The 25,320-nt window shown below is 59.2% G+C and carries 21 protein-coding genes; 11 read left to right on the top strand and 10 right to left on the bottom strand.

Going from position 1 to position 25,320, the window contains the following annotated elements:
* Positions 1–62 precede the first annotated feature (62 nt).
* The 7 genes from AC3WMT_RS17755 to hcnC all read left to right on the top strand — a co-directional run bounded on the left by AC3WMT_RS17755 (position 63) and on the right by hcnC (position 7,067).
* On the top strand, positions 63–398 hold the full coding sequence (locus AC3WMT_RS17755; protein WP_103307227.1) for a YdcA family protein: 336 nt from the start codon (positions 63–65) through the stop codon (positions 396–398).
* 191 nt (positions 399–589) lie between these two features.
* Positions 590–1,531, top strand: a complete 942-nt coding sequence (locus AC3WMT_RS17750; protein ID WP_103307226.1) for a hypothetical protein — start codon at positions 590–592, stop codon at positions 1,529–1,531.
* A 295-nt stretch (positions 1,532–1,826) separates the two neighbouring features.
* Positions 1,827–3,176, top strand: coding sequence for an NHL repeat-containing protein (locus AC3WMT_RS17745; RefSeq protein ID WP_103307225.1), 1,350 nt, complete (start codon positions 1,827–1,829; stop codon positions 3,174–3,176).
* 137 nt (positions 3,177–3,313) lie between these two features.
* On the top strand, positions 3,314–3,853 hold the full coding sequence (locus tag AC3WMT_RS17740; RefSeq protein ID WP_103307224.1) for a hypothetical protein: 540 nt from the start codon (positions 3,314–3,316) through the stop codon (positions 3,851–3,853).
* Positions 3,854–4,094: 241 nt separating this feature from the next.
* Entirely contained in the window at positions 4,095–4,409 is a 315-nt protein-coding gene (locus AC3WMT_RS17735; protein ID WP_103307239.1) for a (2Fe-2S)-binding protein, read from the top strand.
* Positions 4,406–5,815 (top strand): cyanide-forming glycine dehydrogenase subunit HcnB, encoded by a 1,410-nt coding sequence (hcnB, locus tag AC3WMT_RS17730; protein ID WP_103307223.1) that lies wholly within the window; start codon positions 4,406–4,408, stop codon positions 5,813–5,815. Before AC3WMT_RS17735 ends, hcnB begins: the two co-directional genes overlap by 4 nt.
* On the top strand, positions 5,808–7,067 hold the full coding sequence (gene hcnC / locus AC3WMT_RS17725) for a cyanide-forming glycine dehydrogenase subunit HcnC (protein WP_103307222.1): 1,260 nt from the start codon (positions 5,808–5,810) through the stop codon (positions 7,065–7,067). The genes hcnB and hcnC overlap by 8 nt, the downstream gene beginning before the upstream one ends.
* A 462-nt stretch (positions 7,068–7,529) precedes the next feature.
* On the opposite strand, the gene AC3WMT_RS17720 is transcribed toward hcnC, so the two are convergent.
* The 3 genes from AC3WMT_RS17720 to AC3WMT_RS17710 form a co-directional block, all read right to left on the bottom strand.
* Positions 7,530–7,889: a DUF6124 family protein gene (locus AC3WMT_RS17720; RefSeq protein ID WP_103307221.1), complete on the bottom strand. Its 360-nt coding sequence runs from the start codon at positions 7,887–7,889 to the stop codon at positions 7,530–7,532.
* 862 nt (positions 7,890–8,751) lie between these two features.
* On the bottom strand, positions 8,752–13,875 hold the full coding sequence (locus tag AC3WMT_RS17715; RefSeq protein WP_492577883.1) for an immunoglobulin-like domain-containing protein: 5,124 nt from the start codon (positions 13,873–13,875) through the stop codon (positions 8,752–8,754).
* A gap of 181 nt (positions 13,876–14,056) precedes the next feature.
* On the bottom strand, positions 14,057–15,865 hold the full coding sequence (locus AC3WMT_RS17710) for a monovalent cation:proton antiporter-2 (CPA2) family protein (RefSeq protein WP_103305854.1): 1,809 nt from the start codon (positions 15,863–15,865) through the stop codon (positions 14,057–14,059).
* Between the two features lie 244 nt (positions 15,866–16,109).
* Here AC3WMT_RS17710 and AC3WMT_RS17705 point away from each other — a divergent pair, with 244 nt between their 5' ends.
* Together AC3WMT_RS17705 and AC3WMT_RS17700 are read left to right on the top strand one after the other, a co-directional pair.
* Positions 16,110–17,153, top strand: a complete 1,044-nt coding sequence (locus AC3WMT_RS17705; RefSeq protein ID WP_103305855.1) for a hypothetical protein — start codon at positions 16,110–16,112, stop codon at positions 17,151–17,153.
* Positions 17,154–17,277: 124 nt separating this feature from the next.
* Positions 17,278–18,192 carry a LysR family transcriptional regulator gene (locus AC3WMT_RS17700; RefSeq protein WP_103305856.1) on the top strand — a complete coding sequence of 305 codons (915 nt, stop codon included), beginning with the start codon at positions 17,278–17,280 and terminating at the stop codon, positions 18,190–18,192.
* Here AC3WMT_RS17700 and AC3WMT_RS17695 read toward each other — a convergent pair.
* Together AC3WMT_RS17695 and AC3WMT_RS17690 are read right to left on the bottom strand one after the other, a co-directional pair.
* Positions 18,182–18,952 (bottom strand): substrate-binding domain-containing protein, encoded by a 771-nt coding sequence (locus AC3WMT_RS17695; protein ID WP_103305857.1) that lies wholly within the window; start codon positions 18,950–18,952, stop codon positions 18,182–18,184. The two genes, AC3WMT_RS17700 and AC3WMT_RS17695, sit on opposite strands and share 11 nt — an antisense overlap.
* Before the next feature lie 12 nt (positions 18,953–18,964).
* A complete protein-coding gene (locus AC3WMT_RS17690; protein ID WP_103305858.1) occupies positions 18,965–20,257 on the bottom strand; it encodes an MFS transporter in 1,293 nt (430 codons plus the stop codon).
* Between the two features lie 540 nt (positions 20,258–20,797).
* Between AC3WMT_RS17690 and AC3WMT_RS17685 the strand changes: the two genes are divergently transcribed.
* Positions 20,798–21,106, top strand: a complete 309-nt coding sequence (locus tag AC3WMT_RS17685) for an RcnB family protein (RefSeq protein WP_103305859.1) — start codon at positions 20,798–20,800, stop codon at positions 21,104–21,106.
* A 9-nt stretch (positions 21,107–21,115) separates the two neighbouring features.
* Here AC3WMT_RS17685 and AC3WMT_RS17680 read toward each other — a convergent pair whose 3' ends face one another.
* A complete protein-coding gene (locus AC3WMT_RS17680) occupies positions 21,116–22,195 on the bottom strand; it encodes a sensor domain-containing diguanylate cyclase (protein WP_103305860.1) in 1,080 nt (359 codons plus the stop codon).
* 163 nt (positions 22,196–22,358) lie between these two features.
* On the opposite strand from AC3WMT_RS17680, the gene AC3WMT_RS17675 reads away from it, so the two are divergent.
* Positions 22,359–22,697 carry an FKBP-type peptidyl-prolyl cis-trans isomerase gene (locus tag AC3WMT_RS17675; RefSeq protein WP_103305861.1) on the top strand — a complete coding sequence of 113 codons (339 nt, stop codon included), beginning with the start codon at positions 22,359–22,361 and terminating at the stop codon, positions 22,695–22,697.
* A gap of 87 nt (positions 22,698–22,784) precedes the next feature.
* Here the strand turns inward: AC3WMT_RS17675 and AC3WMT_RS17670 are convergent, their stop codons facing one another.
* From AC3WMT_RS17670 to ftrA, 4 genes are all read right to left on the bottom strand, one after another.
* Positions 22,785–23,087 carry a helix-turn-helix domain-containing protein gene (locus tag AC3WMT_RS17670; protein ID WP_103305862.1) on the bottom strand — a complete coding sequence of 101 codons (303 nt, stop codon included), beginning with the start codon at positions 23,085–23,087 and terminating at the stop codon, positions 22,785–22,787.
* 165 nt (positions 23,088–23,252) lie between these two features.
* Entirely contained in the window at positions 23,253–23,522 is a 270-nt protein-coding gene (locus AC3WMT_RS17665; protein WP_103305863.1) for a hypothetical protein, read from the bottom strand.
* Between the two features lie 2 nt (positions 23,523–23,524).
* Positions 23,525–23,905 (bottom strand): DUF6124 family protein, encoded by a 381-nt coding sequence (locus AC3WMT_RS17660; protein WP_103305864.1) that lies wholly within the window; start codon positions 23,903–23,905, stop codon positions 23,525–23,527.
* Positions 23,906–24,345: 440 nt separating this feature from the next.
* Complete coding sequence (gene ftrA / locus AC3WMT_RS17655) at positions 24,346–25,320, bottom strand: transcriptional regulator FtrA (RefSeq protein ID WP_103305865.1); 975 nt, start codon at positions 25,318–25,320, stop codon at positions 24,346–24,348.

Here is a 25,320-nt window from a genome sequence, read left to right as displayed (position 1 = left end):
TGGAAATAAATTTGTCGAAACATTGATATCATCTGGCCATAACTTCAAGCAGGAGTGGTTCCGTGCGTATCTTGATTCGCCGTGGCTGGATGCCAATTACCGCTTTATTACTCGCTCTGCTGAGCACTTCGACCTTTGCCGCCAATACGCCCTGTTCCGGCAAAAAGGGCGGTATTGCTCGCTGCGACGGCGATCTGTTCCTGTGCAATGACGGGTCCATCAGCGGGTCGAAGAAAAGCTGCGCAGCCATGTTCGGCAACGAGCGTCAGGTTCGCCCGCAAAACCTTCTTCAAAGCAACGATGGCTGTGCCTGTGGCACGGGCTCGTTTTGCACTGGCCCACGGGGTGGCGTCTATTGCCTGACACCCAGCGGTAACAAGAGCTACAGGCGTAAGTGATCGGCTTTGTGCCAATGCATAAAACCCGCTGCAAAACGCCTCTTGTTGCAATTTGCAATGTCCTAAGAAGTTCATCTTTTCTAATTGATTGAAAAATAACGATTTATTAAATGTTGGCGACTGGCACGGTCACTGCAATTCATCTTGCGACGAGTTGTAACACCATTTTTCATGCCTGGAGCACTACAACAATGAATAGATCCTCTGATGGGTTTTATCCTGCCTACGAAGGAGAGTCGAGCAACGTCTCAGGCGTGTCCTGGGGCGCGATCTTCGCCGGTGCGGCGGCCGCCGCTGCCTTGTCGATGATTCTGGTGCTGCTTGGCTTCGGTCTGGGTTTCTCTGCCGTTTCGCCATGGGCCGGGGAGGGCATCAGCGCCAAGGGCCTGGGCATTTCGACGATTGTCTGGCTGGCGGCGACGCAAATCATCGCTTCCGGGCTGGGTGGCTACATTGCCGGTCGCCTGCGAGTGAAGTGGGCGAACATGCATGGTGATGAAGTGTATTTCCGTGATACCGCCCATGGCTTCCTTGCCTGGTGCGTGGCCACACTGGTCACCGCGATTCTGGTGGTCGGTTCGGTCAGCAGCGTCATCAGCGGTGGCGTTCAGGCCGGTGCCAGTGTCGCCGGCGGTGCAGCCAGTGCTGTGACACAAGCAGCCGGTACTGCAGCGGCCAACACCGACAGCAACCAGTACGGTTACTACATCGACAACCTGTTCCGCGATGATCGTCCGGCGTCCGTCAGCGATGACGCGGCCCATGGCGCAGTGGCGCGGATCTTCGCTCAGAGCCTGGCCAACGGTCAGCTCAGCGCTGAAGACCGCACCTACCTCGCTCAGCTCGTCGCGCAACGGACCAATCTGAGCCAAGCCGATGCCGAACGTCGTGTCGATGAGGTTTACGCCCGCACTCAGAAAGCCATTGCCGACGCCAAGCTGAAAGCCCAGCAAGCGGCCGATACCGCTGCGAAAGTCGCTGCCTGGACCTCGCTGTGGATGTTCATCGCGCTTCTGGCCGGTGCGTTCTTTGCCAGCCTCGCCGCTACTTTCGGCGGTCGTCGTCGCGATGCGGTCGAGTACGTCGAGGTCGAAACCTATACCGCTACCACCACACTGCCTCCAGTCCGTTAAATAGGGAGAATCACCATGCGCTCATTACTGCTGTTTTTCCTCGGCGTACCGATCCCGATCATCATCCTGATCGCCCTGTTCGTGCACTGATTGCTCTATTGGGGCCTCTTGCCTCGGCCGCTTCCACCTTCGGGTGGAAGCGGCTTTTTCATGTATGGCTCGGCGGGTCATCAATTTGGCTTCAACGGGTAGTCGAACTAGTATTTCTGACAGGTGTTGTTGCGTGAGGGTACTGCTGCAATCGAGGCATGAATGAACACGACGTTTATTCAGATTCTGCTTCGAGGAACTGGACATGAATACGCGGTTGAGACCTGAAAGCGCAGGAACGCTTGATCCTGCTTTTGCTGATGCGGGGGTTTTAACGTTTCCATTGAACGGATTGCCTGATCTTGAGGCGGTAGCCGTTTTGGCACTGCCGGACAAAAAGACTCTGGTTGGGTTTTACCCGTTTGAATTGTATGGCCCGGCCACCGTTGCCCGATTCCACGAGGACGGAACGCTGGACACTCAATTCGGCGGGGGAAAGGGGTTTATAGAAATCGCTCTGGAAAACGCAATCATGGCGCATGTTATCGGGCTCAGCCTCCTGGAGGATGGCGCATGGCTGTTGCGGGGCACCTATGAGCGAGAAGACGTTGGTGTAGAGGGTATTGCGCTTGTACGCTGTCTTTCTGACGGGCAGCAAGATCAGTCTTTCGCTGAAAAAGGTGTTCGTTACCTACGTTTCGATCAAATGGATAAGCCTGATTCAGGTACATCCACTCATCTGAAATCACGCTCGCAGCGTTGGAAGAAAGCCTTTTCTTCACAGGCGAATGCGGCATCAAGCGTTTCCATGGCCCAGCAGTCCGACGGCAAAATTGTCGTGGTCTTCTATCTCTATAACTATGAGACCGAGAAGTGGCGTGGCATTGTTCTGCGACTCAACGCCGACGGGTCCAGCGACAAGACATTCAATGACCACGGATTTGCCCTGATCGAGTTCGGCAACAGTTCCAATTTTGCCTTGGGTGTCGCCATTCAGTCAGACGGAAAGATTCTCGTCTGTGGCCGATATAACGACGACCAACCGGGACTTCAAGGTGGATATCTGACGCGTTTCGATGCGTTCGGGCGTATCGATAGCACATTCAATGGCGGTGAGGTTTTCAAACTGAAAACCCGCTGGGAGGAACTCAACGCTGTATCGGTCAGGGAAAGCGATGGCCTGATCGTCGCCGCCGGTGCCGCATCCCCCGTGGGCGTCGTGCAAGGGGCGCTGGTAGTGCTCAATGCCAATGGCCACTTCAATCTGGTCTTTAACGGCGGGAAACCGTTGTATTCGCCATTGCTGGAGTCGGGTACTCATTGGAAAAACTGCGTGGCGCACACAGATGGATCAATTGTCGTCGGGGGACATGGTAGCGGTGGACTTATCAACGGTGGTGACAGCTGCGTAGTTGCTCGCTATCGGGCTGACGGATCTCTGGATCCAGCATTTAATGGAACAGGGTTTGCCGTTTTCGCCGATAAAGAAAAGACGAGCTATTACAAGAGCATGAGCGTGATGGAGGATGGACGAATCATTGCGTGTGGTTTTCACGAACTCGATCCTTGGGTGGGACCTTTGATTGGGGGCTGGGTCATACGCTATCTGGTTTGACGCAGTACGATGCCGGGTGTGTGCTCTGGCCGCTTTCGCTCTGGTGGAAGCGGCTTTTTGATTTCTGCCGGAGCAGCGGCGAGAATCGCCAGCGAAAGTGGATGGGCCGCTTTCGCTGGTAGTTAAGGATGAGCACGTTGGACAAGAAGGAAATCAAGCGGCGACTGGTGGAAATGCTCGACGCTGGCCGCTCGAAGAGCGAAACCTTCAAGGCGCTGTCGGGGGGCAAGGTCAAGGATCGCGTGCTGGCGGCCTGGATCGGTAGTCGTCTGGATCCGGCCCTGAGAAAACGCCATTCGCTCAAAGTCACTGTTCTGGTGGTGCTGACGGCTATTCTCGGGCTGCTCGGGATGCTCGCCGGGCTGGTGCAAATCAACGAGGGCGGCGTCGCAATGGCGGTGGCCATCGTGCTGATTGCCGGTGCCATTCCGCTGTTTTTTGCATGGGGCTTCTACAAAGGGATCGCGTTGGTTTACACGATCTACATAACTTTCACGATGAGTCAGGTTCCGCGCCTGTTTGTCGGCTACAGCGAAGAACCCGTGTCAACAGTGGTCGGCGTGGCTTTCACGCTGGCCATGATGTTCTACGCCGCGTGGGTCAAATCGCTGCTGTTCCCGGACCTCGCCCTTATCGGGCCAAAAAAGATCAAGGGCCAGTTTGTCTTTTCCAACTGATCGTTGAACAATCCGACCGTTTCACTGGCCTGGATCAATATTTCCGTTGGCAATCTCGCCTAACGTAAATGATCCAAGCCTTAGCCGGGACATGAACTACATTGTCCTCGCGCGCATCTTGTAGCGCTGACGGAGTACCCCGCGAGCCCGCCCGATCGAAGAATTAAACGGGCCGCAAGGTGTAGTGCAGCAAGGAGCTGACGCGACACTCCCCTGAACCTTTTCACGGATGAACACCGCAATGCACTGCCTAGAAAGAACCTTCGATATCCAGCCGTTGGCGCAGGCGGATATGACTGTCCATATCAACGGTCAACCGGTCACCGCCGCCATTGGCGAAACGGTCCTCAGCGTGATTCAGTCCCTCGGCGTGCGCCAGATCGCCCGCAACGACCATGACCAGATCAGCGGCGCCTACTGCGGCATGGGCGTGTGCCAGTGCTGTCTGGTGAAAATCAACGGCCGGCACAAACGCCGCGCCTGCCAGACCGTGGTGCGCGACGGCATGCACATCGAAACCCAGGTCAACCGCATCGCCGGGCAGGAGGTCGTATGAGCCTGCAACCGGTAATCGTCGGCGGTGGCCCGGCGGGTATGGTGGCGGCCATCGAACTGGCCCGCCACGGCGTGCGCTGCACGTTGCTCGAAGAGGCTTCGCGCCTGGGCGGTGTGGTCTATCGCGGCCCGCTGCGTGACGGCGTGCAACTGGATTATCTCGGGCCGCGTTATTCCGAAGCGCTGGGCAAACTGCACGGCGAATTCCAGGAGCAATCCGGCCTGATCGATGTGCACCTCAATCATCGCGTGGTCGGCGCCGAAGGCACCCGTGCCCTGGTGGTGCTGGACGGCGACGAGCAACTGCACGAGTACGAATATTCGCAACTGCTGTTGTCCGCCGGTTGTCACGAACGCAGCGTGCCGTTTCCTGGCTGGACGCTGCCCGGGGTGATTCTGCTCGGCGGCCTGCAATTGCAAATCAAGAGTGGCGTGGTCAAGCCGCAAGGGCCGGTGATCATCGCCGGCACCGGCCCGTTGCTGCCGCTGGTGGCGACGCAACTGCATGCATCCGGCGTCAAGGTTGCGGGCGTGTATGAAGCCTGTGCGTTCGGCAAGATTGCCCGCGAAAGCCTGGCGCTGCTGAACAAGCCGCAATTGTTCCTCGACGGCTTGAGCATGCTCGCCTACCTGAAACTGCACGGCATCCCGATGAACTACGGCTGGGGCGTGGTCGAGGCGCATGGCGAGGGTGAACTGAAAAGCGTCAGCGTCGCACCGTACTCGGACAAGTGGGAGCCGGACCTGACCCGCGTCGAGCGTTTTGAAGCGCAGACATTGGCCGTCGGTTACGGCTTCATCCCGCGCACCCAGCTCAGTCAGCAAATGGGCCTCGATCACGGCTTCAGCGACGACGGCTATCTGCGCGCCAACGCGAACATCTGGCAGCAAAGCAACGAACCTCACGTGCATCTGGCCGGTGACATGGGCGGGATATGCGGCGGTGAAGCAGCGATGCTGGCCGGCAGGATCGCCGCGACCTCGATCCTGTTGCAACGCGGTGTGCTGGAAGAAGACCTGGCCCGCGTTCGCCGCGACCGCTATCTGGGCAAACTGAAAGCCATCGTGCGTTTCCGCGCAGCCGTGGACCGCTACACCGAACGCGGCGTCGGCCAGACCGCATTGCCGGCCGCCGACACGGTAATCTGCCGCTGCGAACACGCGACCCGCGCCGACATTGACCGGGCGCTGGAGCAGGGCGTGCAAGACATCGCCAGCCTGAAGATGCGCACCCGCGTGAGCATGGGCGATTGTCAGGGGCGGATGTGCGTCGGCTATTGCAGCGACCGTCTGCGCCAGGCCACCGGACGCAAGGACGTCGGTTGGCTGCGCCCGCGTTTCCCGATTGATCCGATCCCTTTTTCCGCGTTCCAGTCCGTCGGCACGGAGGCCGCTTCCCATGAGTAAGTTCTACGATGTGGTCATCGCCGGCGGCGGCGTGATCGGGGCGTCCTGCGCCTATCAATTGTCCAAACGCAAAAACCTCAAAGTCGCGCTTATCGACGCCAAGCGCCCGGGCAATGCAACCCGTGCTTCGGCCGGCGGTCTGTGGGCGATCGGCGAGTCGGTCGGCCTTGGCTGCGGAGTGATTTTCTTCCGCATGATGTCCGCCAACCGCAAGCGCGAAACCCAGGGCGCGGCGGTGGCCGTGGACGCCAGCACACCGCACATCCTGCCGGAGTCATTCTTCGATTTCGCCTTGCAGTCCAACGCGCTGTACCCAGAGCTGCACCGTGAGTTGCAAGACAACCACGGCATGGATTTCAAGTTCGAAAAGACCGGGCTGAAATTCGTGATTTATGACGACGAGGATCGGCTCTACGCCGAGCACATCGTCGGCTGCATCCCGCACCTCGCCGATCAGGTGCGCTGGCTCGATCAGGCCGCGTTGCGCGAATCCGAACCGAGCGTCAGCCATGAAGCCCGTGGGGCGCTGGAGTTTCTCTGCGACCACCAGGTCAGCCCGTTCCGACTCGCCGATGCCTACATGGAAGGTGCGCGGCAGAACGGCGTGGATATCTTCGTCAACACCAACGTCACCGGCGTGTTGCATCACGGCACACGGGTGACCGGCGTACAGACGGCCGAGGAGGGCGTGTTCCACTGCAAGACACTGATCAACGCCGGTGGTGCCTGGGCGGCAGACTTGAGCGAGTGGGCGACCGGCATCCGCATTCCGGTGAAACCGGTCAAAGGCCAGATCCTGCTGACCGAGCGCATGCCGAAAATCCTCAACGGCTGCCTGACCACCAGCGACTGCTACGTGGCGCAAAAGGACAACGGCGAGATCCTGATCGGCAGCACCACCGAAGACAAAGGCTTCGACGTCACCACCACCTACCCGGAAATCGCCGGGCTGGTGCAGGGCGCGGTGCGCTGCTTGCCGGAGCTCAAAGACGTCAACCTCAAACGCACATGGGCCGGCCTGCGCCCGGGCTCGCCGGATGAATTGCCGATTCTTGGTCCGATGCGTGGCGTGGAGGGCTATTTGAATGCCTGCGGCCACTTCCGCACCGGCATTTTGACCTCGGCGATTACCGGTGTGCTGCTGGACAAACTGGTCAATGACGAACCGCTGCCGCTGGATATCACGCCATTCCTCGCAGACCGCTTCGAGAAGGCCCCGGTCAAGCTAGCACCCGAGCTGGAACCAGCCTGACCAACCCCCTGTGACCCCCCTGTAGCTGCCGAAGGCTGCGATCTTTTGATCCTGATCTCCAAAATCAAAAGATCGCAGCCTCCGGTAGTTCCTACACAGTCATCGTGGTGAGCAGATCTGGCAAACCGTCACACCGCCCCGACAATCTGCACAGCACCCCCAAAACCTGAGAATTCAATCTTTCAGAAAAGCCGCGCACTTGTGGCGAGGGAGCTTGCTCCCGCTGGGCTGCGCAGCAGACCCAAAACCTGCGACTTCGATCCTTCAGAAACACCGCGTACCTGTGGTGAGGGGATTCAGCGAAACGTCGCACCGCCCCGATGGGCTGCGCAGCAGCCCCAAAACCTGAGAATTAAACCTACAGGAATACCGCGTACTCAGGATTTACGACTGCTGCGCAGTCGAGCGGGACGGTGCGACGATTCGACAAGCTCCCTCGCCACAGGGGTTCTGTGCTGGGGCTTAGTCCGGAATCTGCAAATTATCCAACACCCGATTCACCGCCAGCTCCCCGAGCATGATCAGTTGCGCAATCCCCAACAGCGTCCGGCGTTGCGACGCTGGCAAGAGGTGGGCGAAGTCACTGGCGATGGTTCTTGCTGAAGCCAGTGTTTCAAAGGCATCGGCCAGCATCTCCTCGTTTTTGAAGTCGGCGGTAACGGCGTACATCCTGCGGGTTCTACGGGGCGGTGGTGTGGACCCGGGCGGGCAGAGGTAGTGATCAAGGGCCCGGTCAGCGGCTTCGTTGAGCTTTTTCGAATCGAGGGATTCGTAGGGGGAGGTGGGATCGGTTTCGGGTGGGTTGGGCGTTGGTTTGATCATGGTGAAACTCCTTGATTGTCGGAGCCGCCACATTTCGCTGCGAAACGAAGAGAGGTGGCAGCTGTACGCAGGTTCGCAGACCGGGAATCAAGGAACCCGGCATACCCGAAGGTATCCCGCGCACAGCCACCATGAAGCACCGTTGCAATAAATCTTGGAGCAACGATTGGGAGCGCTGTGCGCCTTGATTGATCCGGGCTGCGAAACCCGATCGCTGATTCGTCAGCGACCGGACCACAATAGAACCCGACCCCAAAGCGCACAAGCCGGCGAATTCTGGCGTAGCTGTAGGCAATTACGCAAGGATGTGTAGCCTGATTACGTGTCTTGGCGTTTCATTTAAACGTGACTGTTTAAAAGCAAAAGATCGCAGCCCTTACAAAATGGCTACAAATCCCTGTGGAGTGGGTTTGCTCACAAGGACAGTGGGTCATTCAACATCAATGCCGACTGATACACCGCCTTCGCGAGCAAGCCCGCTGCAACAGTGTGATCGTGTTCCGTTTCTAAAGACGTTAGAAGAAGAGCTTAGGCGGGGAAGTCTGTTCTGCTTATACCGAAAATAAATAGTTAGGTTTGTATTGGCTTAAATAGAAAATTAGTTGTGTCTATAAGGGGGTGCTCAATAACCTTTTTGATCAACTTAATTTGAAACGCTATTCACATAGGACTTATGTCGGGCGTATTGAACGGGGCTTCACGTTCATGGGAATGTATTACCCCGTCCAATAGCCTCTTATGTTAATTGCTGTTCTGCGAAAGAACGCCAGTTTAAGTAACCAACCCCATGCGTCGCCTTTCGCGGAACGACGAGTGGGGGTGGATTAAAGTTTTTCGTATAGCCGCGTCAGGTGCTATTTTCCTAAGCCGGGAGCAAAGCAACGCCTTGTAACTCACTGGCGTCCCCTAGCCGGACTAAAATGCCCCATTGCGTGGGGAGTGGGTAATTCCTGAGTGCATTTGTTTCGGCGAACCCTGATGGTGGCAAAGAATATTCGCCCCACCACCAGAATTGTTCTGGTTTGGGGGCTGAGCGTACGTATTTAATGTTCAATAAGGCGAGGTGCGAAGAGAAGTCGCGGGCGGGTATAGGTATACCTCCCACTGTACGAGTCCATGCAAGATATGCGTTGTGGGTTAACAGCTGATTTTTGGATGATATGTATCGGCGTACGTTGCGAGTCGTGACGTCGAACTGCTTGGTCTGGCCGACATCGTCTCGCACGGTGATGGTGGCTGTGCCATTGCTTTCACTTCTGACGGTGCCGTCCGAATCAACTGAGGCAATGAGCGGCTTGGAAGATACATAGGTGTAAGGTCGGACCCCGCCTTGCGCGCCACGGTTGGCTGAGGTTCCGGCGGGGTCGTTACCAGAGAGTGCCCAGTTCAGCCCCGAGCCTGCGATCGAGATATTGAACCCGTCGAGGGTAAGCGGTGACGTGTCCACGGTGAATGGGGTGGTTACGGTCAATGTCCGGGCGGCGGAACTCTCCCCGGGAGCGTATAGCGCCTTGGCGGTAAAGCTGTGCGCCGCCAGGCTTAGGCCGGTCACTTCATGTTCCCATATGCCGTTGGACCCAACATTCGCTGTGCCTTTGGATGAGCCAGCATCCAAGATCTCGACTCGCAGACGCGGTGTTGCGGTGCCGGTCAACTTGACGGTGGTATCGAGCGTGGTGCCTTTATCGGGAATCTCCACACCCTTGGAGTCTTTCACCGAGGTGATGCTTGGCTTGATGGCGTTGGAAAGTGTGAAGATTCTGCCAAGCGATACCTGCCCCGTACCGTACAGCGCCTTGGCAGTGAGCGTGCGAGTACCAATACCGGTCAGCGTGATATCGCAGGTCCAGATGCCAGCGGTATTGGCCGTGTATTTACCTTTTGAAGCCCTATCGTCGAACACCTCGACTTCCTGAAGCGGTGCCGCAGTGCCGGTCAGTTTGATCTTCGGATCGACTGTGCCACCGTTATGCGGAATGTCTTCACCCTTGGAGTCTTTCACCGTGCTGATCACCGGTTTCACATCCTGCACGGCTTTGACGTTGTAGACGCGCGACGGGAAGGTCACGGCCTTGGATTCATCGGTGCTGCCATCAAAGGTCACCTTAAACTCGATGTTCAACGTCGTGTTATTTTTAAGACCGCGCAAATCGGCCACGGGAGTCGCTGGGTAAGGTCCTTGGATCACGCCACTACCGACCAACGGTGCCCCTTCATAGGTGGTCTTTTTGTATGCCGAATTATCTACATTGGTGCCGACATAGCGCAGCCAGATCTTTTGATTCGCGGCGATCAGCGGCCATGGCGCAACTCGGGTGAGTGCACCGTTGGCTAAGGCGATGGCATCGAGTTCGTCGTTGGGCGCCCCATCGATGGTCGGTTTGGTGAGTTCTGCATGTCCAGCCGGGATGACCTGCACGTTTAAGGCAAATTCGGCGGATTTGGTCGGCGTACCGTTGCGCGTGACGGTGTAGAACACCTTCACCGGTTTGCCCAAGTTAAAGGCCACCACCGTATTGGGAATCGCAATTTCTTTCTGGCCAACGGTGCCCACGGGAACCGCCGTCGAGGTGTGCGAGCCCCCGGCCGGAGTGCCGTTGGCGCCAGTCCAGGTCACGCTGAGCTGGTCGGTGCTGGCCATGCCGGCGTACTGCGGCACCACCACGGTCAAGCGATCCTTGGCGGCGATCGGGTTCAGTGTGCTGCTGCCCGGGGCTTCCTTGATGGAAGGTTTGATCGGCGTTGCCAAGGGGACCTTGACTGTGTAGGAGCGCAGTTGAAAACTCACGGCCTTGGTTTCATCGGTATTGCGATCAAACCCGACCCTAAATTCCACCCGCAGTGACGAGCCATCCTTCAAACCGCGCAGGTTGGGGGTAATTGGTCCTGGGCCATTGGGCAGCCCCCCCTGGGCCAATGGAGTCGCCACATAAGGCGCCGAGGTGTAAACCGTATCATCGGCGTTGGTCCCGAAATACCGTAACCACAAGGTTTGTCCCACGGCAATCAACGGCCATCGTGCGATACGAGTACTACCACCAGCCGGCAAGGCCGTGACATCCAGGACATCTCCGGCGGCCCCATCGATGGTCGGTTTGGTGAGTTCTGCATGTCCAGCCGGGATGACCTGCACGTTTAAGGCAAACTCGGCGGATTTGGTCGGCGTACCGTTGCGAGTGACGGTGTAGAACACCTTCACCGCCTTGCCCAGGTTGAAGGCCACCACCGTATTGGGAATCGCAATTTCTTTCTGGCCTACGGTGCCCACGGGTACCGCCGCCGAGGTGTGCGAACCACCGGCCGGCGTATTGGCAGCGCCGGTCCAGGTTACGGTGAGCTGGTCGGTGCTGGCCATGCCGGCGTACTGCGGCACCACCACGGTCAAGCGATCCTTGGCGGCGATCGGGTTCAGTGTGCTGCTGCCCGGGGCTTCCTTGATGGAAGGTTTGATCGGCTGGGTCAAGGCGACCTTGACGGTATATTTCCGCACAGGAAAACTCACCGCCTCATTCACGTCCTGGCTGCCCCCCAATCCGGCTTTGAAATACAGGGTCAGGTCTGAGCCGTCTTTCAGGTTTTGCAGGTCGGCCAGCGGGATCTGGTGCAGGTAATAGCCTTGGTCGACCCACCCTTGGTTGGTCTGTGAGCCCGGTGGCTGCAAGAACGTCTTGTCGTATTTGCTTTCGTCTTTGTTGGTGCCTTCCACCCGCAACCAGACGTATTGCTTGAGCGCAATCAGCGGCCAGCTGTTGATGCGCATGGTCGCGTTAGCGGTCAAGGCTCTGACGTCCAGCTCCGGCCCCTCGCCGTTGTTCGCCGCTTGCGTGATCAAGGGCTTGCCCAATGCCGGATCTTCTTGTGGAATCGCCAGCACCGTCAGCGGCAATTCTTTCGAAGGCACAGGCGCACCACCACGCGTCACGGTGTAACTCACCGTCACCGCTTTGCCCAGGTTGAAGGCTACAACCGATTTTTTCAGCTCGATCGATTGTGGCCCCAGCGTGGTCACGGTTTTTTTCGCGGAGGTGTCCGAGCCGTTCGGCGGCGTGCCGGTCCAGGTGACGACGATGTCATCACCGATGGCCATGCCGGTGTAGTCGACGATGGCGGTCAGGCTGTCCTTGGCCGCCAACGGGTTGAGGCTGGTGCTGCCATTGGCCTCCTTGATCTTCGGCGCGTCCAGATCCAGCGCCGTGCCAATACGCAACGTCAATTCATGCGAATTCCCCAGCATCACCCCCGCCCGCTGAATGCTGTAATCGGCGACCACCGTGCCGTTGAGGTTGGCCGTCACGTATTGCTTGTTTACGGTGATGCGTACAGGTTTGCCGGCGGTGGCGGGGATCAGGTCGATATGGCCGCTGGTGCTGCCGCCGCTGGCCGAACCGCGCCAGCGCCAGGTCACGCGGTCCTTGTCGCGGGTGCCCAAATACGGCACCACCAGCGTCGCCCCGGTGGGCGGCACCTTGTCCGGATCAAGTACGTCATTGTCTGCGCCCTCGACTTCCGGTCGGTCAAAGGTTGGCAAGGGCACGCCGACCTGCATCGGGAATACCAGCGATTCGCGCACACTCAGTAATGCGGTTTCGCTGTTGGTGACGATGTAAAAAACCTTGACGTTCAGGCCGTTGAAGCGCTGGATTTCGGCATTGCTCACGCTACGCAGTACTGGCTGGTTTTCCGCGATGTCGCCAACCGGACGCGGGTCTTCGTAATAGACCGTGCTACCACCCGGTGCCTGGGCTTGCCAGATCAGATTGATCTGGTCGCTGCTGTTGCGACCGGGATACCAGGGAATGTTCACAGTCGCCCAGGTTGTCTCTGGCGGCAAGGTGCCACCCGGGGCCTCGTCCACGGTAGGGGCGCGCAGTTGGCTGATGTCACCAATCACCGTGGCGCTGGCATTTTTCGAAGGACGGTCGGCTGCACCGCTGCGCTGACGGATGTAGCCTACCGAGGCGCTGCCCTTGGCGATGGCCCTGACCGATGCATTGGGAATGGAAAACTTGAGCGGGAGGTCGACGAAGTTGACGGGCAATTCAAGTGGCCCGACGATGATTTGCGAGCCTTGCGCCGGGGTGCCTGTCCAGGTCAGGAACACCTTGTCACCGACCTTGAAATCAGCCTCCGGGGTATTGACCAGAACCACCACATCGTCATCGCCGAGTTGGTCGAGATTGATGCTGTTGGTCGGCTGGCCTTTGACCAGCACCAAGGGCTCCTTCAGTCGATTGCCGCCCAGATCCACCAGCACTTTGCGAATGGCCGACCACGGCGCACGCTCGTCGGGGTAGTTGCCGCAGCGATCGACGACCTGATAAGCCACCGCCACTTCCGGGCCATCACCTGCGACCTCGATCACGGCGCGACTGAACACCACGTCGATTGGATGGCGGACCGGGTCCAGGGCCTGTTCCGGCGTGACAACGTGAGTGACCTGCTGACTGCCCCAGCGAGCGAGGATGCGATCGTAGCGGGTGAGGTTGCGGTAGGGCACGATGCGCATCGTCACGCCCTTGGTCGGCAGGTTTTGGTCAACCTCGTCATGGTCGAGGGAAAATTTCAGATCGGAGTGGCCGTCATCGCCAGCGATGTCATCGTATTCGCCGGGCCGCGTGAGCTTGACCAGCAGGATCAGTTCGGGTTTGGAATCTTCCGACGTCTGGTTCTTGTAGGTGATCCGGTAAAACACCGGCTTGGCCTCGCCGTCGAGCACGTGGGCCTTGGGAATGGTGAACGACAGGTCCTTGTTGAGTTCGATATCGAAGTCGAGGGTCTTGCTCCAGATTGCCGAATTGGCATTGCCCCAGAACACCTCGGCCTTGTCGCCAATGCTCATGTTGAACCAGGCGGGAATGATGCCTTGCAGGTCGTCCTCCACCGCCCTGATGGGGATGCCACCGCTGTAATGCTCGGCGGGATTCAGGGTGACCAGCGCGGGAAAGTACAGCGGTTTGAGGGCTAGCGGATGTTGGGACGTGGTCATGGCGGCGGGCTCCGGTCGATGGTGGGGGCGACGGAGTGATTGAACGTGGGATTTAGGAAAAGCGCACCTGTCAGATCTGACAGGTGCGGAGGGTTTTTCGACGAACGGTCATTACGAAAAAGCGAAGGTCAAAAGGTCGCAGCCTGCGGCAGCTCTTACATAGAGCTGGCCCGGGAAGGGCTCAGATTTTGCGCGATTCTTCTTCCAGTTGATCCGACTCAAACAACCGCGCCAGCTCCGCCCGGGCTTCTTGGGCGGTTTGCAGGACTTTGGCGGCGTCGTCGTACACCGCGTGTTGCGCCTCCAAGACTTGTTCGTCGTGGTGCTTGAAACGCTTGATCCGCGCATCGGCCTGCGCCTGGGTCAAGCCGAGACCGACCAGCGTGCGTCGGCTCATTTCCAGGCTTGAATAATAGGTTTCCCGAATCGCCTCCGCGCCGACATCGACCAAGCGGTGGACGTGTTGACGGTTGCGCGCCCGGGCGATGATTTTCATGTGCGGGTAGAGCTTGCGCACCACCTCGGCGGTTTTGATGTTGGTCTCCGGGTCATCCGTGGCAATCACGAAATATTCCGCTTCGCCGACCTTGGCCGCATTGAGGATTTCCGGGCGCATCGGGTCGCCATAGAACACCGGCACCCCGCCGAAGCTGCGCGACAGTTCGATGGTTTCCACCGAGGTGTCCAGCGCGACGAACCTGATGTTCTGTGCGCGCAGAATCCGCGCGACGATCTGGCCCATCCGGCCCATGCCGGCGATCACCACACGCGGGGTTTCGGTGTCGATCTCGCGGAATTTCTCGGGCACTTCCACGGGCTGTACCTTGGGGCTGACCAGCCGCGCGCAAATCAACAGCAACAACGGCGTCAGCGCCATCGACAGGGTGATGGTCAGCACCAGCAAGTCGTACAGGCGCGGCTCGAACAGGCCCTGATCGCGACCGATCTTGAACACCACAAAAGCAAACTCGCCGCCCGCCGCGAGGACGATGCCGAGGCGAATTGCGCTGATTCTGTTCAAGCCGCCGGCCAGGCGTCCCACCACAAATAACAGCGGCAGTTTCAGACCGATCAACAGCAGCGTCAGCCCCAACACGGTGATCGGTGCACTGAGCAGCAGACTCAGATTGGCGCCCATGCCGACACTGATGAAAAACAACCCCAGCAGCAGGCCCTTGAACGGCTCGATCTGCGCTTCCAGTTCATGGCGGTATTCCGAGTCCGCCAGCAGCAGGCCGGCAAGAAACGCCCCCAGCGCCATCGACACACCGACCAGATCCATCAACCACGCCGTGCCGATCACCACCAGCAACGCCGTGGCCGTGGACACTTCCGGCAGGCCGGTTTTCGCCACCACGCGGAACACCGGGCGCAACAGATAACGCCCGCCGACCACCACCACGGCGATCCCGCCGAGCACTTGCAAACCGTGATTCAGACTCTCGGCATTGCTGGTGGTGTGATCACCGCCCGCCAGCATCGGCACCAACGCAATCAACGGGATCGCGGCGATGTCCTGAAACAGCAGAATGGCGAACGCCAGGCGCCCGTGGGGGCTGGTCAGTTCCTTGCGTTCGGCCAGGCTTTGCAGGCCGAACGCGGTGGACGACAGCGCCAGACCCAACCCCAATACGATCGCACTGTTCAGCGGCTGGCCGAACACCGACAACGCCAGCACGCCAATCACCGAAGCGGTCAACAACACCTGCGCCAGACCGACGCCAAACACCGATTTGCGCATGACCCACAAGCGTCGCGGCGACAGCTCCAGACCGATGATGAACAGCAGCAACACCACGCCCAGTTCGGAAATATGCGCGACGCTTTGCGGATTGCCGATCAGGCCCAGCACCGACGGGCCGATGATCACCCCGGCAAACAGATAACCCAGCACCGCGCCCAATTGCAGACGTTTGGCCAAAGGCACGGTGAGCACCGCGGCGAACAGAAATACGACAGCGGCTTGCAACAGATTGCCTTCATGGGGCATGGATTGACTCCTGACAGCGGTACGGCGGGGGCGACAAGGATAAGGGCTGAATCGATTCAAGATCCACAGAAGATCCCGCCGCAGAACGGGTTGCACTGATCACGCGGCGCACGTCCGGTGGTATCGTGCGGGCCCCGACGCAAGGTGCAACCGAAGCGTCAGGTTCATCTCGATACTTCGTGACGTTACAAGGAGCTTCTCCGGAATGGATTTTAGAACCCTGCTGTGTGCCGGGCTTGTATATATGACCGCAATTGACGCCAACGCCGAATCCTCGACATTGCCCGGGCATTACTACCTGTCCGGCGTCATGGAAATGGGCGCCGAGTTGCTGTTGCAGGCAGACGGCACGTTCAAGGCCGGCGTCGAATATGGTTCCGCCAGCGGCATGGCCAACGGCAAGTGGTACGTCGAGGATGACGTCGTGACGCTGGAAAGCCAGGCCAGTACGCAACCCGCCGAGGCGCTGGCCTTTGAAGAGCCCGGAGAAATCAGCCTGGCGCAGCTGGAAGAAAATGCCACGCACTATCCGGATGAGCGCGCTGGCGTATGGCGCGATCACTATCTTTTAGAGATGCGCCATGCCCGTTTGCGTGAGGCGCCAAAGGTCCAACCGGGTTTTGTCTATTTTCAGTTCGACCATGGCGTCAGCGGTCCTTTGCCGTTGGAAGCCGGCATCCCGGCCAGACTCTGGCTGCCTTACGATCCACAGAAAACCATCCGCAAAATCGGCTTCAGTGCCCTGAAAGACACCGCGCCCAAACAATGGCTGGAGGTCTCGCCCGACACGCGTCTGTTCAGCTTCAACTGGAAAAAACCCAAGCTTCAATCCATTGTGGTCGACACGCCGCAGGAAGATAAATTGGCCGATGCGCAACGATTTTTACCCGAGGATGAGCAAGGCCGTATCCAGAATCACTACCTGATCGAGCTGTTCCATTACGATCCGATCCCCGCGCCGCCGATAAAACCGGTCGACGTGTATTGGCAGTTTGCCGATGGATCGACTCAGCAGCAGAGCTGGACCGACTCGAGTCAGGCTCGGTTGACGCAGCCCTATACCGGCGCCAGCCCCTTGCAGAAACTTGGCCTGCGCACGCATGGATCGGCTGAGGAAATTCAGTGGTTCGACGTCGCCCCTGACACGCGTTTACTGAAGGTGCAGTGGCAGGCCGAGCACGGTCCCGGAGAGTTGGCGGCGATGTTTGAGGATCTGCAATTGCAGGTCGAGCCAAACTGTCTGGCGGTGAGTGGCTGGAGTGACAGAGCCTGTTTCCGTCGTCGCTGATGGCCTGACGCGGCATGACCCAAACCCGCCCTTGTGGCGGGTTTTTACTGCGCGGCGAGGCTGTAACAAATTGCATCAATTGGTTACATTTATAACCTCTGCGAATCAATCTCCGAGTCCGCCCATGGCCATCAACTTCGACCTCAACGACCTGCAAGCCTTTCGCGCAGTGGTCGAGCAGGGCAGTTTCCGCAAGGCCGCCGACACGGTGCGCCTGTCACAACCGGCGCTGAGCCGACGCATCGAAAAGCTCGAAGACGCCCTCGGCGTGAAACTGTTTGAGCGCACCACGCGCAAAGTCAGTCTGACCCAGGCCGGACGTGCTTTCATGCCCAGCGTCGAACGACTGCTCGATGACCTCGACGTGGCGCTGCTCGGCATCAGCGAAGTCGCCTCGACCCGTTTGGGCCACGTCACCGTCGCTTGCGTGCCGTCCGCCGCGTACTACTTCATGCCCCGCGTCGTTGCGCGTTATCACCAGCAATTTCCACGAATCAAAGTCAAGGTGCTCGACTCCAGCGCCCACGACGTCTTGAGTGCGGTGGTCAATGGCGAAGCCGATTTCGGCTTGAGTTTCATGGGCACTCAGGAAGCCAAAGTCGAATTCGAACCGCTGGTGCAGGAAAGCTACGTGGTCGCCTGTCGCCGTGATCATCCGCTGGCCGGGCGCAGCAGCGTGACGTGGGACGAGTTTTATCAGCAGGATTACATCTCGCTGGACAAGACTTCCGGCAACCGTTTTCTGCTCGATCAGGCATTGAGCAGTGTCGTGCCGCAGCGTCCGAGCATCTGCGAAACCCGTCACGTCACAACGATGATCGGTCTGGTGGAGGCGGGGTTGGGCGTGGCAGCGGTGCCACTGATGGCAATGCCGGGGCCGGATCATCCGATCCTGACGCGGGTGCCGCTGACCGACCCGCAGGTGATGCGCAGTGTCGGCATCATCAAGCGCCGGGATCGCACGTTGACCCCGGCGGCATTGGAACTGGAGCGGCTGGTGGTGGCCATGAAAGTCCAGCCGCCGACTCTTAGCGCTTGACCGAATCCAGCCCGGTGGCTTGCACGTCAGTCTGGGCGGCAGGCGCCGCGAGGTAAGCGAGCAGCGCCTTGGCTTCTTGTGGATGTTGCGCACCCACCGGAATCCCGGCCGCGAACCGCGTCACCGACTGCACCGACTCCGGAATCTTCGCGACAAAACTCACCCCCGGTACCGGCAGCAACTCGCTGACTTGCTGAAAGCCCAACTGATAGTCGCCCGTGGCGACCACCGAGCCGACCGGGATTTTCGGGATCATTTTGGCCTTCGGTTTCAGTTGATCTTCGATCCCCAGTTTCTTGAACAACTGCTGCTCGATGTACACGCCGCTGGCGCTGTCGGAGTAGGCCACCGACTGCGCGCCGAGCAGGGTTTGCTTGAGGGCTTCGACGTTGCTGATGTCCGGTTTCGGTGCGCCTTCACGCACCACCAGACCGATCCGCGAATCTGCCAGTTCAACCCGCGAGGCCGGGTCGACCTTGCCCTGTTTGATCAAGTCATCGAGGGCGTAGCCGACCATGATCACCACGTCGGCGTGTTCACCTCGCGCGAGGCGATTGGGGATCGCTTCGGGGGCTTTGCCCATCGACGGGCCGAGGCTGGTAGTCAGTGTGTTGCCGGTGCTGGCGGCGAATTTGGGTCCGAGAATCTTGTAGGCGGCAGTGAAGCCCCCGGAGGTCATCACGCTCAATTCTTCGGCCTGGGCCGCGAGGTTGAACGTCAGACCGGCGAGCAGGGCGGTGACAGTAAACAGTTTTTTCATGGCGAGTTTTCCTCAGGCCGCGACGGGTTGCAGACGACCACCGGCACGGCGGTACAGATAAAGAGTGGCGCACAAGGCACACAACGCACCGACACTCATCCAGTAACCCGGCGCGGCTTTGTCGCCGGTGTACTGGATCAGGAAGGTCGACATTGCCGGCGTGAAACCGCCGAAAATTGCGGTGGCCAGGCTGTAGGCGAGGGAGAAACCGGCGACCCGGACCTCCACCGGCATGATTTCGGTGAGCGCTGGAATCATCGCGCCGTTGTACAAGCCGTAGATAAATGACAGCCATAACAGCGACAGCAACATGTGGCTGAAGCTCGGCGCCTGCACCAGGTACGACAGCGCCGGATAGGTCGTGGCCAACGCCAGCAGCGACATGGCGATCAGTACCGGACGACGCCCGATACGGTCGGACAGCATGCCGCCAATCGGCAGCCAGAAGAAGTTCGACACACCGACCAACAGCGTCACCAGCAACGCGTCAGACGTGCTCAGGTGCAGCACGGTTTTGCCGAAGGTCGGCGCGTACACGGTGATCAGGTAGAACGCGGTCGTGGTCAGGGCGACCATCAACATCCCGCCGAGCACCACCACCCAGTTCTGGCCAAGGGTGCGGAACACTTCCTTCATGCTCGGGCGATGTTTGCGTGCGGCGAACTCTTCGGTTTCCGCCAGATTGCGCCGCAGGAAAAAGATGAACGGCACGATCATGCAACCGACGAAAAACGGAATCCGCCAGCCCCAGTCGGCAATCACATCCGGCGCCATCCACGCGTTCAGGGCGTAGCCCAACGCGGCGGCGACGATAATCGCCACCTGCTGACTGGCCGACTGCCAAGCGGTGAAGAAACCTTTGCGGCCCGGCGTGGCGATCTCCGAGAGATACACCGACACCCCACCCAATTCCGCGCCGGCGGAGAAGCCTTGCAGCAAGCGCCCGATCAGCACCAGCGCCGGGGCCAACAGACCGATGGACTCGTAACCGGGCACCAGCACAATCAATATGGTGCCGCTGGCCATAATCGACAGGGTGACGATCAGCCCTTTGCGCCGGCCGACGTCGTCGATGTAGGCACCGAGCACAATGGCCCCGAGTGGACGCATCAAAAAGCCTGCGCCGAACACGGCAAAGGTCATCATCAGGGAGGCGAACTCACTGCTCGCCGGAAAGAACACCGCCGCGATTTGCGTGGCGTAAAAGCCGAACAGAAAGAAGTCGAACTGTTCGAGGAAGTTGCCCGAGGTCACCCGGAAAATGGCGCCGGCCCGCGAGCCGCCGTGTGGGATTGAGGCTGTCATAGAAAAGTACTCCACCGCTTTTATGACGTGCGCTACGGGAGGGCGGCGCACGGTTTTTATTGAGGCGGATGGTGGCGCAGATGTAACAATCTGTTAATTGCATTGTTGGTATGGATTGATGTGCAAAGTGGATCAATCCAGCGCGGCAGCACTAAACCGGTGGGAGGGAGCCTGCTCGCGAAAGCGGTGAGTCTGGCAATGAAGATGTCGACTGAGCTGGCCCTATCGCTGGCAAGCCAGCTCCCACAGGTTTCTTTGGTGTACACAACCTTTGTAAACGACCTGATCCACTGTGGGAGCTGGCTTGCCAGCGATAGCGGCCTTACAGGCAACTACAATCCCCCAGCCAGCCTGCTCCCACAATTTGCGCAGTGTCCTCACTGCTCTTGCAAACACCAAAAAACCTGTGGGAGCTGGCTTGCCAGCGATGGCGGCCTCACCGGCAACTACAATCCCTGGCCAGCCCAAGCAAAAAACAAGGAATGATTCCCGAACCCGGCAGTCCGAGTTCAGGTATCACACACCACAGGAGGTTCACCGATGAACAGCAAAACCCTAATCGCCAGCCTGGCCCTCGTCGCCGGCATTGCCGGGATCAGCCCCCTTGTTCAAGCGGCGCAAACCTCAAGCGAACCCGCCGTTCAATCCCCGGTCAGCGACCGTGAATTGAAGGTCAACGACCGCGCTCCGGACGTTTATCAGCGCAGCGACAAAGCGTTGAAAAACTGGAAGCAGAAAGGCTTGAAAGCACCGATCGAACAGGCGCAGTGGGTGCAGATCAACGACAAGTACGTAATGGTGATGATCACCAACGGGACGATCGTCGAGATGCAACCGGTCGAGCGTTAAGCCTGCGTTTCAAAAGCCTTGCGTCTGCACGCGCGCAGGGCTTTCCCCGCCCAATCGATACTGATTATTGCCACTGCGCTTGGCCTCATACATCGCCAGGTCGGCGATGTGCAGCAGGCGATCCATGGCTGTCGCGTGATCCGGAAATACCGCCACCCCAAGGCTGCTACCCATGTGCCGCTGGTCGTTGCCGATGCTGATCGGGGGCGACAGTTCGATGAAGATTTTCTGGCAGATGCTGCGGGCTTCGTCCTGTAGGTCGAGGCCCGGTGCCAGGCCTTGCAGGATCACCACGAACTCGTCACCGCCAATGCGCGCAACGGTGTCGGTGACGCGCAGGATACGTTTCAGCCGCGTGGCCGTGGTGATCAGCACCCGGTCGCCGGCGGCATGGCCGTAGTGGTCGTTGATGGTTTTGAAGCCGTTGAGGTCGATAAATACCAGGGCTACGCGCGTGTCAGTCTGCCGCGCGTGATCCAGTGCTTCGGACAGTTTTTGTTCCAGCACCAGACGATTGGGCAGACCGGTCAGCGGATCGAAATGGGCGAGGTGTTGCAGGTAGCTGGCCGAGGCTTTTTCTTCGGTGATGTCGCGCACCACACCCATCATTTTGATCACCGCGTCGTGGTCATTGCGCACCACGTTGCCGGTTTCCCGCAGCCAGCGAATCGTGCCGTCGGGCCAGACCACGCGGTACTCCTCATCGTGGTTTTCACCGGTTTCCAGACAACGCAGTTCACCGGAGCGCACCCTGACGCGATCGTCCGGGTGCACGCAGGAACAGAACAGCGCATAGGACGGTGTGATTTCGCCGATCCTGAAGCCGAACATGCCGTAAATCGCGTCTGACCAGTACAGCCGGTCGGAGTCAACTTCCCAATCCCAGGTGCCGATGCGCGCAAAATACTGGCTGCGCTTGAAACGCTCGACGTCGCCGTCCTGATGAATGTTCTGACCCTCGGCGGCCCTGGTCAGCAGTTCACGGTATTCGGCAAGCTGCTTGCGCAAACCGCGCTGACGCCAGCTCAGCAGGACAATGACAACAAGCAAAGCCCCGCCGATGACGAGGCTGATCCAGAGCTGAATCATTGAGGAGCTGCCAGCATGGCGAGTCGATCCGAGAAGTAATGGCGGTTGGCTATCTTAATTGTTCCGCACTCGCTTCGGATACCACGTTGATCTGCGCTTACGGGTTGCCATCGACCGGCAATTCTGGGAAAACGGCGGCCAGCTGAACAATAGAGTGAATGTCATGAATGATGAACTGCAGGTAATTGATCTTCAGGTGGGCGAGGGCAAAGCCGCCGTCAAAGGCGCGCTGATCACCACCCACTACACCGGTTGGCTGGAAGACGGCAGCGAGTTCGATTCTTCCCACAGTCGCGGCAAACCGTTTCAGTGCGTGATTGGCACGGGGAGGGTAATCAAGGGTTGGGATCAGGGCTTGATGGGCATGCAGGTCGGCGGCAAACGCAAACTGCTGGTGCCGGCGCACCTAGGGTATGGCGAGCGGACCATGGGCAAGATCCCGCCGAATTCGAATCTGGTGTTTGAGATTGAGTTGCTGGAAGTGCTGACGCGGGATGATTGAGGTGGGTGGCGATCGCTTTGGGCGTGAGAGGGGCGATACCCCTCATCATTTGTCTGGACAGTGGATTGGTGGCGGGTCAGCTTTCTTTCAAGCCCATTGCAACGGTTGACCCAGCGGGAAGCAGATGTCTACCTCCAGTTTTGCTGCGGCTGACAGATTGACCAACGCATCCAAAGAGAACTTGTCGATTTTGCCATTGAGCACATCGTTGAGTCGCGGCTGGGTGATACCCAAGCGCTTAGCCGCTTCTTTTTGAGGAAGCTCCCAAGCTCGAATGGTCTCGCAAAGCGTGCGCATCAGCTTGGCCCGCAGACGCATATTGGCGGCGTCCTGCGGCGTGTCTTCGAGTGCATCCCAGACACTTGAGTAGCGCGGGTGATGTTCCTTCATGGCTTGGGCCTTCCTGGGGTTTGGCTTTCAGATATTCGTCAGCAGAAAGAAAGCTTCGCGAGCAGGCTCACTCCTACAGGTGATTGCGGTGGCTCATGGGATTTGAGTGCACTGCAGATCCCGTGTGGGAGCGAGCCTGCTCGCGAAGAGCTGTCATTCGGTCAATCAGGCTGCGTGCGCCATCTCGGCCAAGGTGTCGGCCACCGTCCTTTGCAGTGAAGGGAATCGGCGGCTGACTCGGCGCAGCGCCGGCAGGACGGCGTCGATTTCCAGTTCATCGAGTTGGGCGAGGACGGTGACGGCGGAGGCGACGATGGTTTCTCGTTCGCTTTCGAAGAGCACCAGGCAGGTGTTCTGTGCCCAGCGTCTGTCCCGTTCATTGAAGCCCATGGCCACCAATGCCGCGACGACTTGTGCATCTGTTTTGTGAGTCATGGTCATTGCCTCAGGTCGGGGTCGAGTTTGTCGAGGGCGCGGTTGACCGCGAGTTCGCCGAGCATGACGACCTGTTGAATGCCGAGCACGGTGTTGCGGTAGGGCGAGTCGAGCAGGGCGGCGAAGTCGCTGAGCATGATGCTGGCCGAGGCCATCGATTCGCAGGCGTGGGCCATGAGGTCTTCGGTGCCGGTGTTGGGGTCAACGAGGAACATCGTGCTGGGTCTGCGCGGTGGCGAAGGCGGTGTGGGTTTCAGGTAGTGATCGAGGGCGCGTTCGGCGGCTTCGTGGAGTTTTCTGGAGCCCGGCGTGGAGTAGGGGGACGTAGGATTTGGATCGATTTCTGCGCCTGTTTCGGGCGGGTTTGGCGTGATTTTGAACATGGTGTAGTTTTCCAAAGTGATGCTGGCACCACCTCGCGACTAAACGAAAAGGTGGCAGCTATACGCAGGTTAGTCGACCGGAAAACTCACACCAAAACCGGCGCACCCGAAGGCGCCCTGCGCACAGCTGCCATTGAGTGAAGTATCGAAATACCTACTGTCTGGAACGTTGTGCAGTTTAGGTGTGTTACCGAGCGACTAAACCCGATCACTGACCCTTCAGTGACGCGAACCAAGTTACCGGCACCCCTCAAGCCGCACAAGCCGGCGGATTCTGGCGTAGTTGTAGGCAAAGGCGCAAGGCGCTGTAGCCTCATGGCTGATGTCTAAATGATGCTGCGTTTTTCCTGACGCCTTCGCGAGCAGGCTCGCTCCCACAGGGGCAATGCATTCCAAAATGTAGGAGCGAGCAAGCTCGCGATGGGGCCTTCAAAACTCACTCAAGAACTGACCTTCACCCCACGCCCAAACCGCTCCCGATACACCGACGGCGACACTCCCACCACCCCGCGAAACGCCACGCGAAAACTCTCCACCGAGCGATACCCGCAGCGCTCGGCAATCTGTTCGGTGTGCTGATCCGTGCTCTCAAGCAGCTCCCGCGCCCGCGCCAGCCGTTCATGCTGCAGCCACGCCTTGGGCGACTGGCCACTGGCCTCGGTGAACCGCCGCAAAAACGTACGCTCACTCATCGCCGCTTCACTGGCCAGATCGCGCACTTCCAGCGGTTCATGCAAACGCTCGCGCGCCCACTGCATCACCCGTGACAGATCGTTGCGCGGCGTCGGGCTGACCGGCGTCGGAATGAACTGCGCCTGCCCGCCGGTACGCTGCGGCGACATCACCAATCGCCGCGCCACCGAGTTGGCCACCTGAGTGCCGAAGTCCCGCGCCACCAGATGCAGGCAGGCGTCAATGCCGGCGGCGCTGCCCGCCGAGGTGATCAACTGGCCAGCGTCGACGTAAAGCACATCCGGATCGACCGCAATCGCCGGAAAGCGCTGCGCCAGTTCCGTGGCGTAGCGCCAATGGGTGGTGGCGCCGTGGCCGTCGAGCAGGCCGCTGGCGGCCAGTACAAACACACCCGAGCAGATCGACAACAACCGTGCGCCACGGGCATGAGCCTGACGCAGAGCATCGAGCAGCGCTTGTGGCACTTCTGCATTTCGATCGCGCCAGCCGGGAATGATGATGGTGCGCGCCTCGGCGAGCAGTTCCAGACCGCCATCAGCCAATACCTGAATGCCACCCAAGGCACGCATCGGGCCTTGATCGACCGCCGCAATGGCGTGGGTGTACCACGGGAAATCGAACTCCGGCCGGGCCAGGCCGAAGATCTCCACTGCGATGCCGAACTCGAAAGTACAGAGGCCGTCGTAGGCCAGAATTGCGACGAGACCTGGTGATGTCGGCAT

The organism is Pseudomonas sp. FW305-7 (assembly GCF_058786735.1).
The sequence above is the reverse complement of the archived record's forward strand: the minus strand, read 5'-3'. Positions and strand labels throughout refer to the sequence as shown.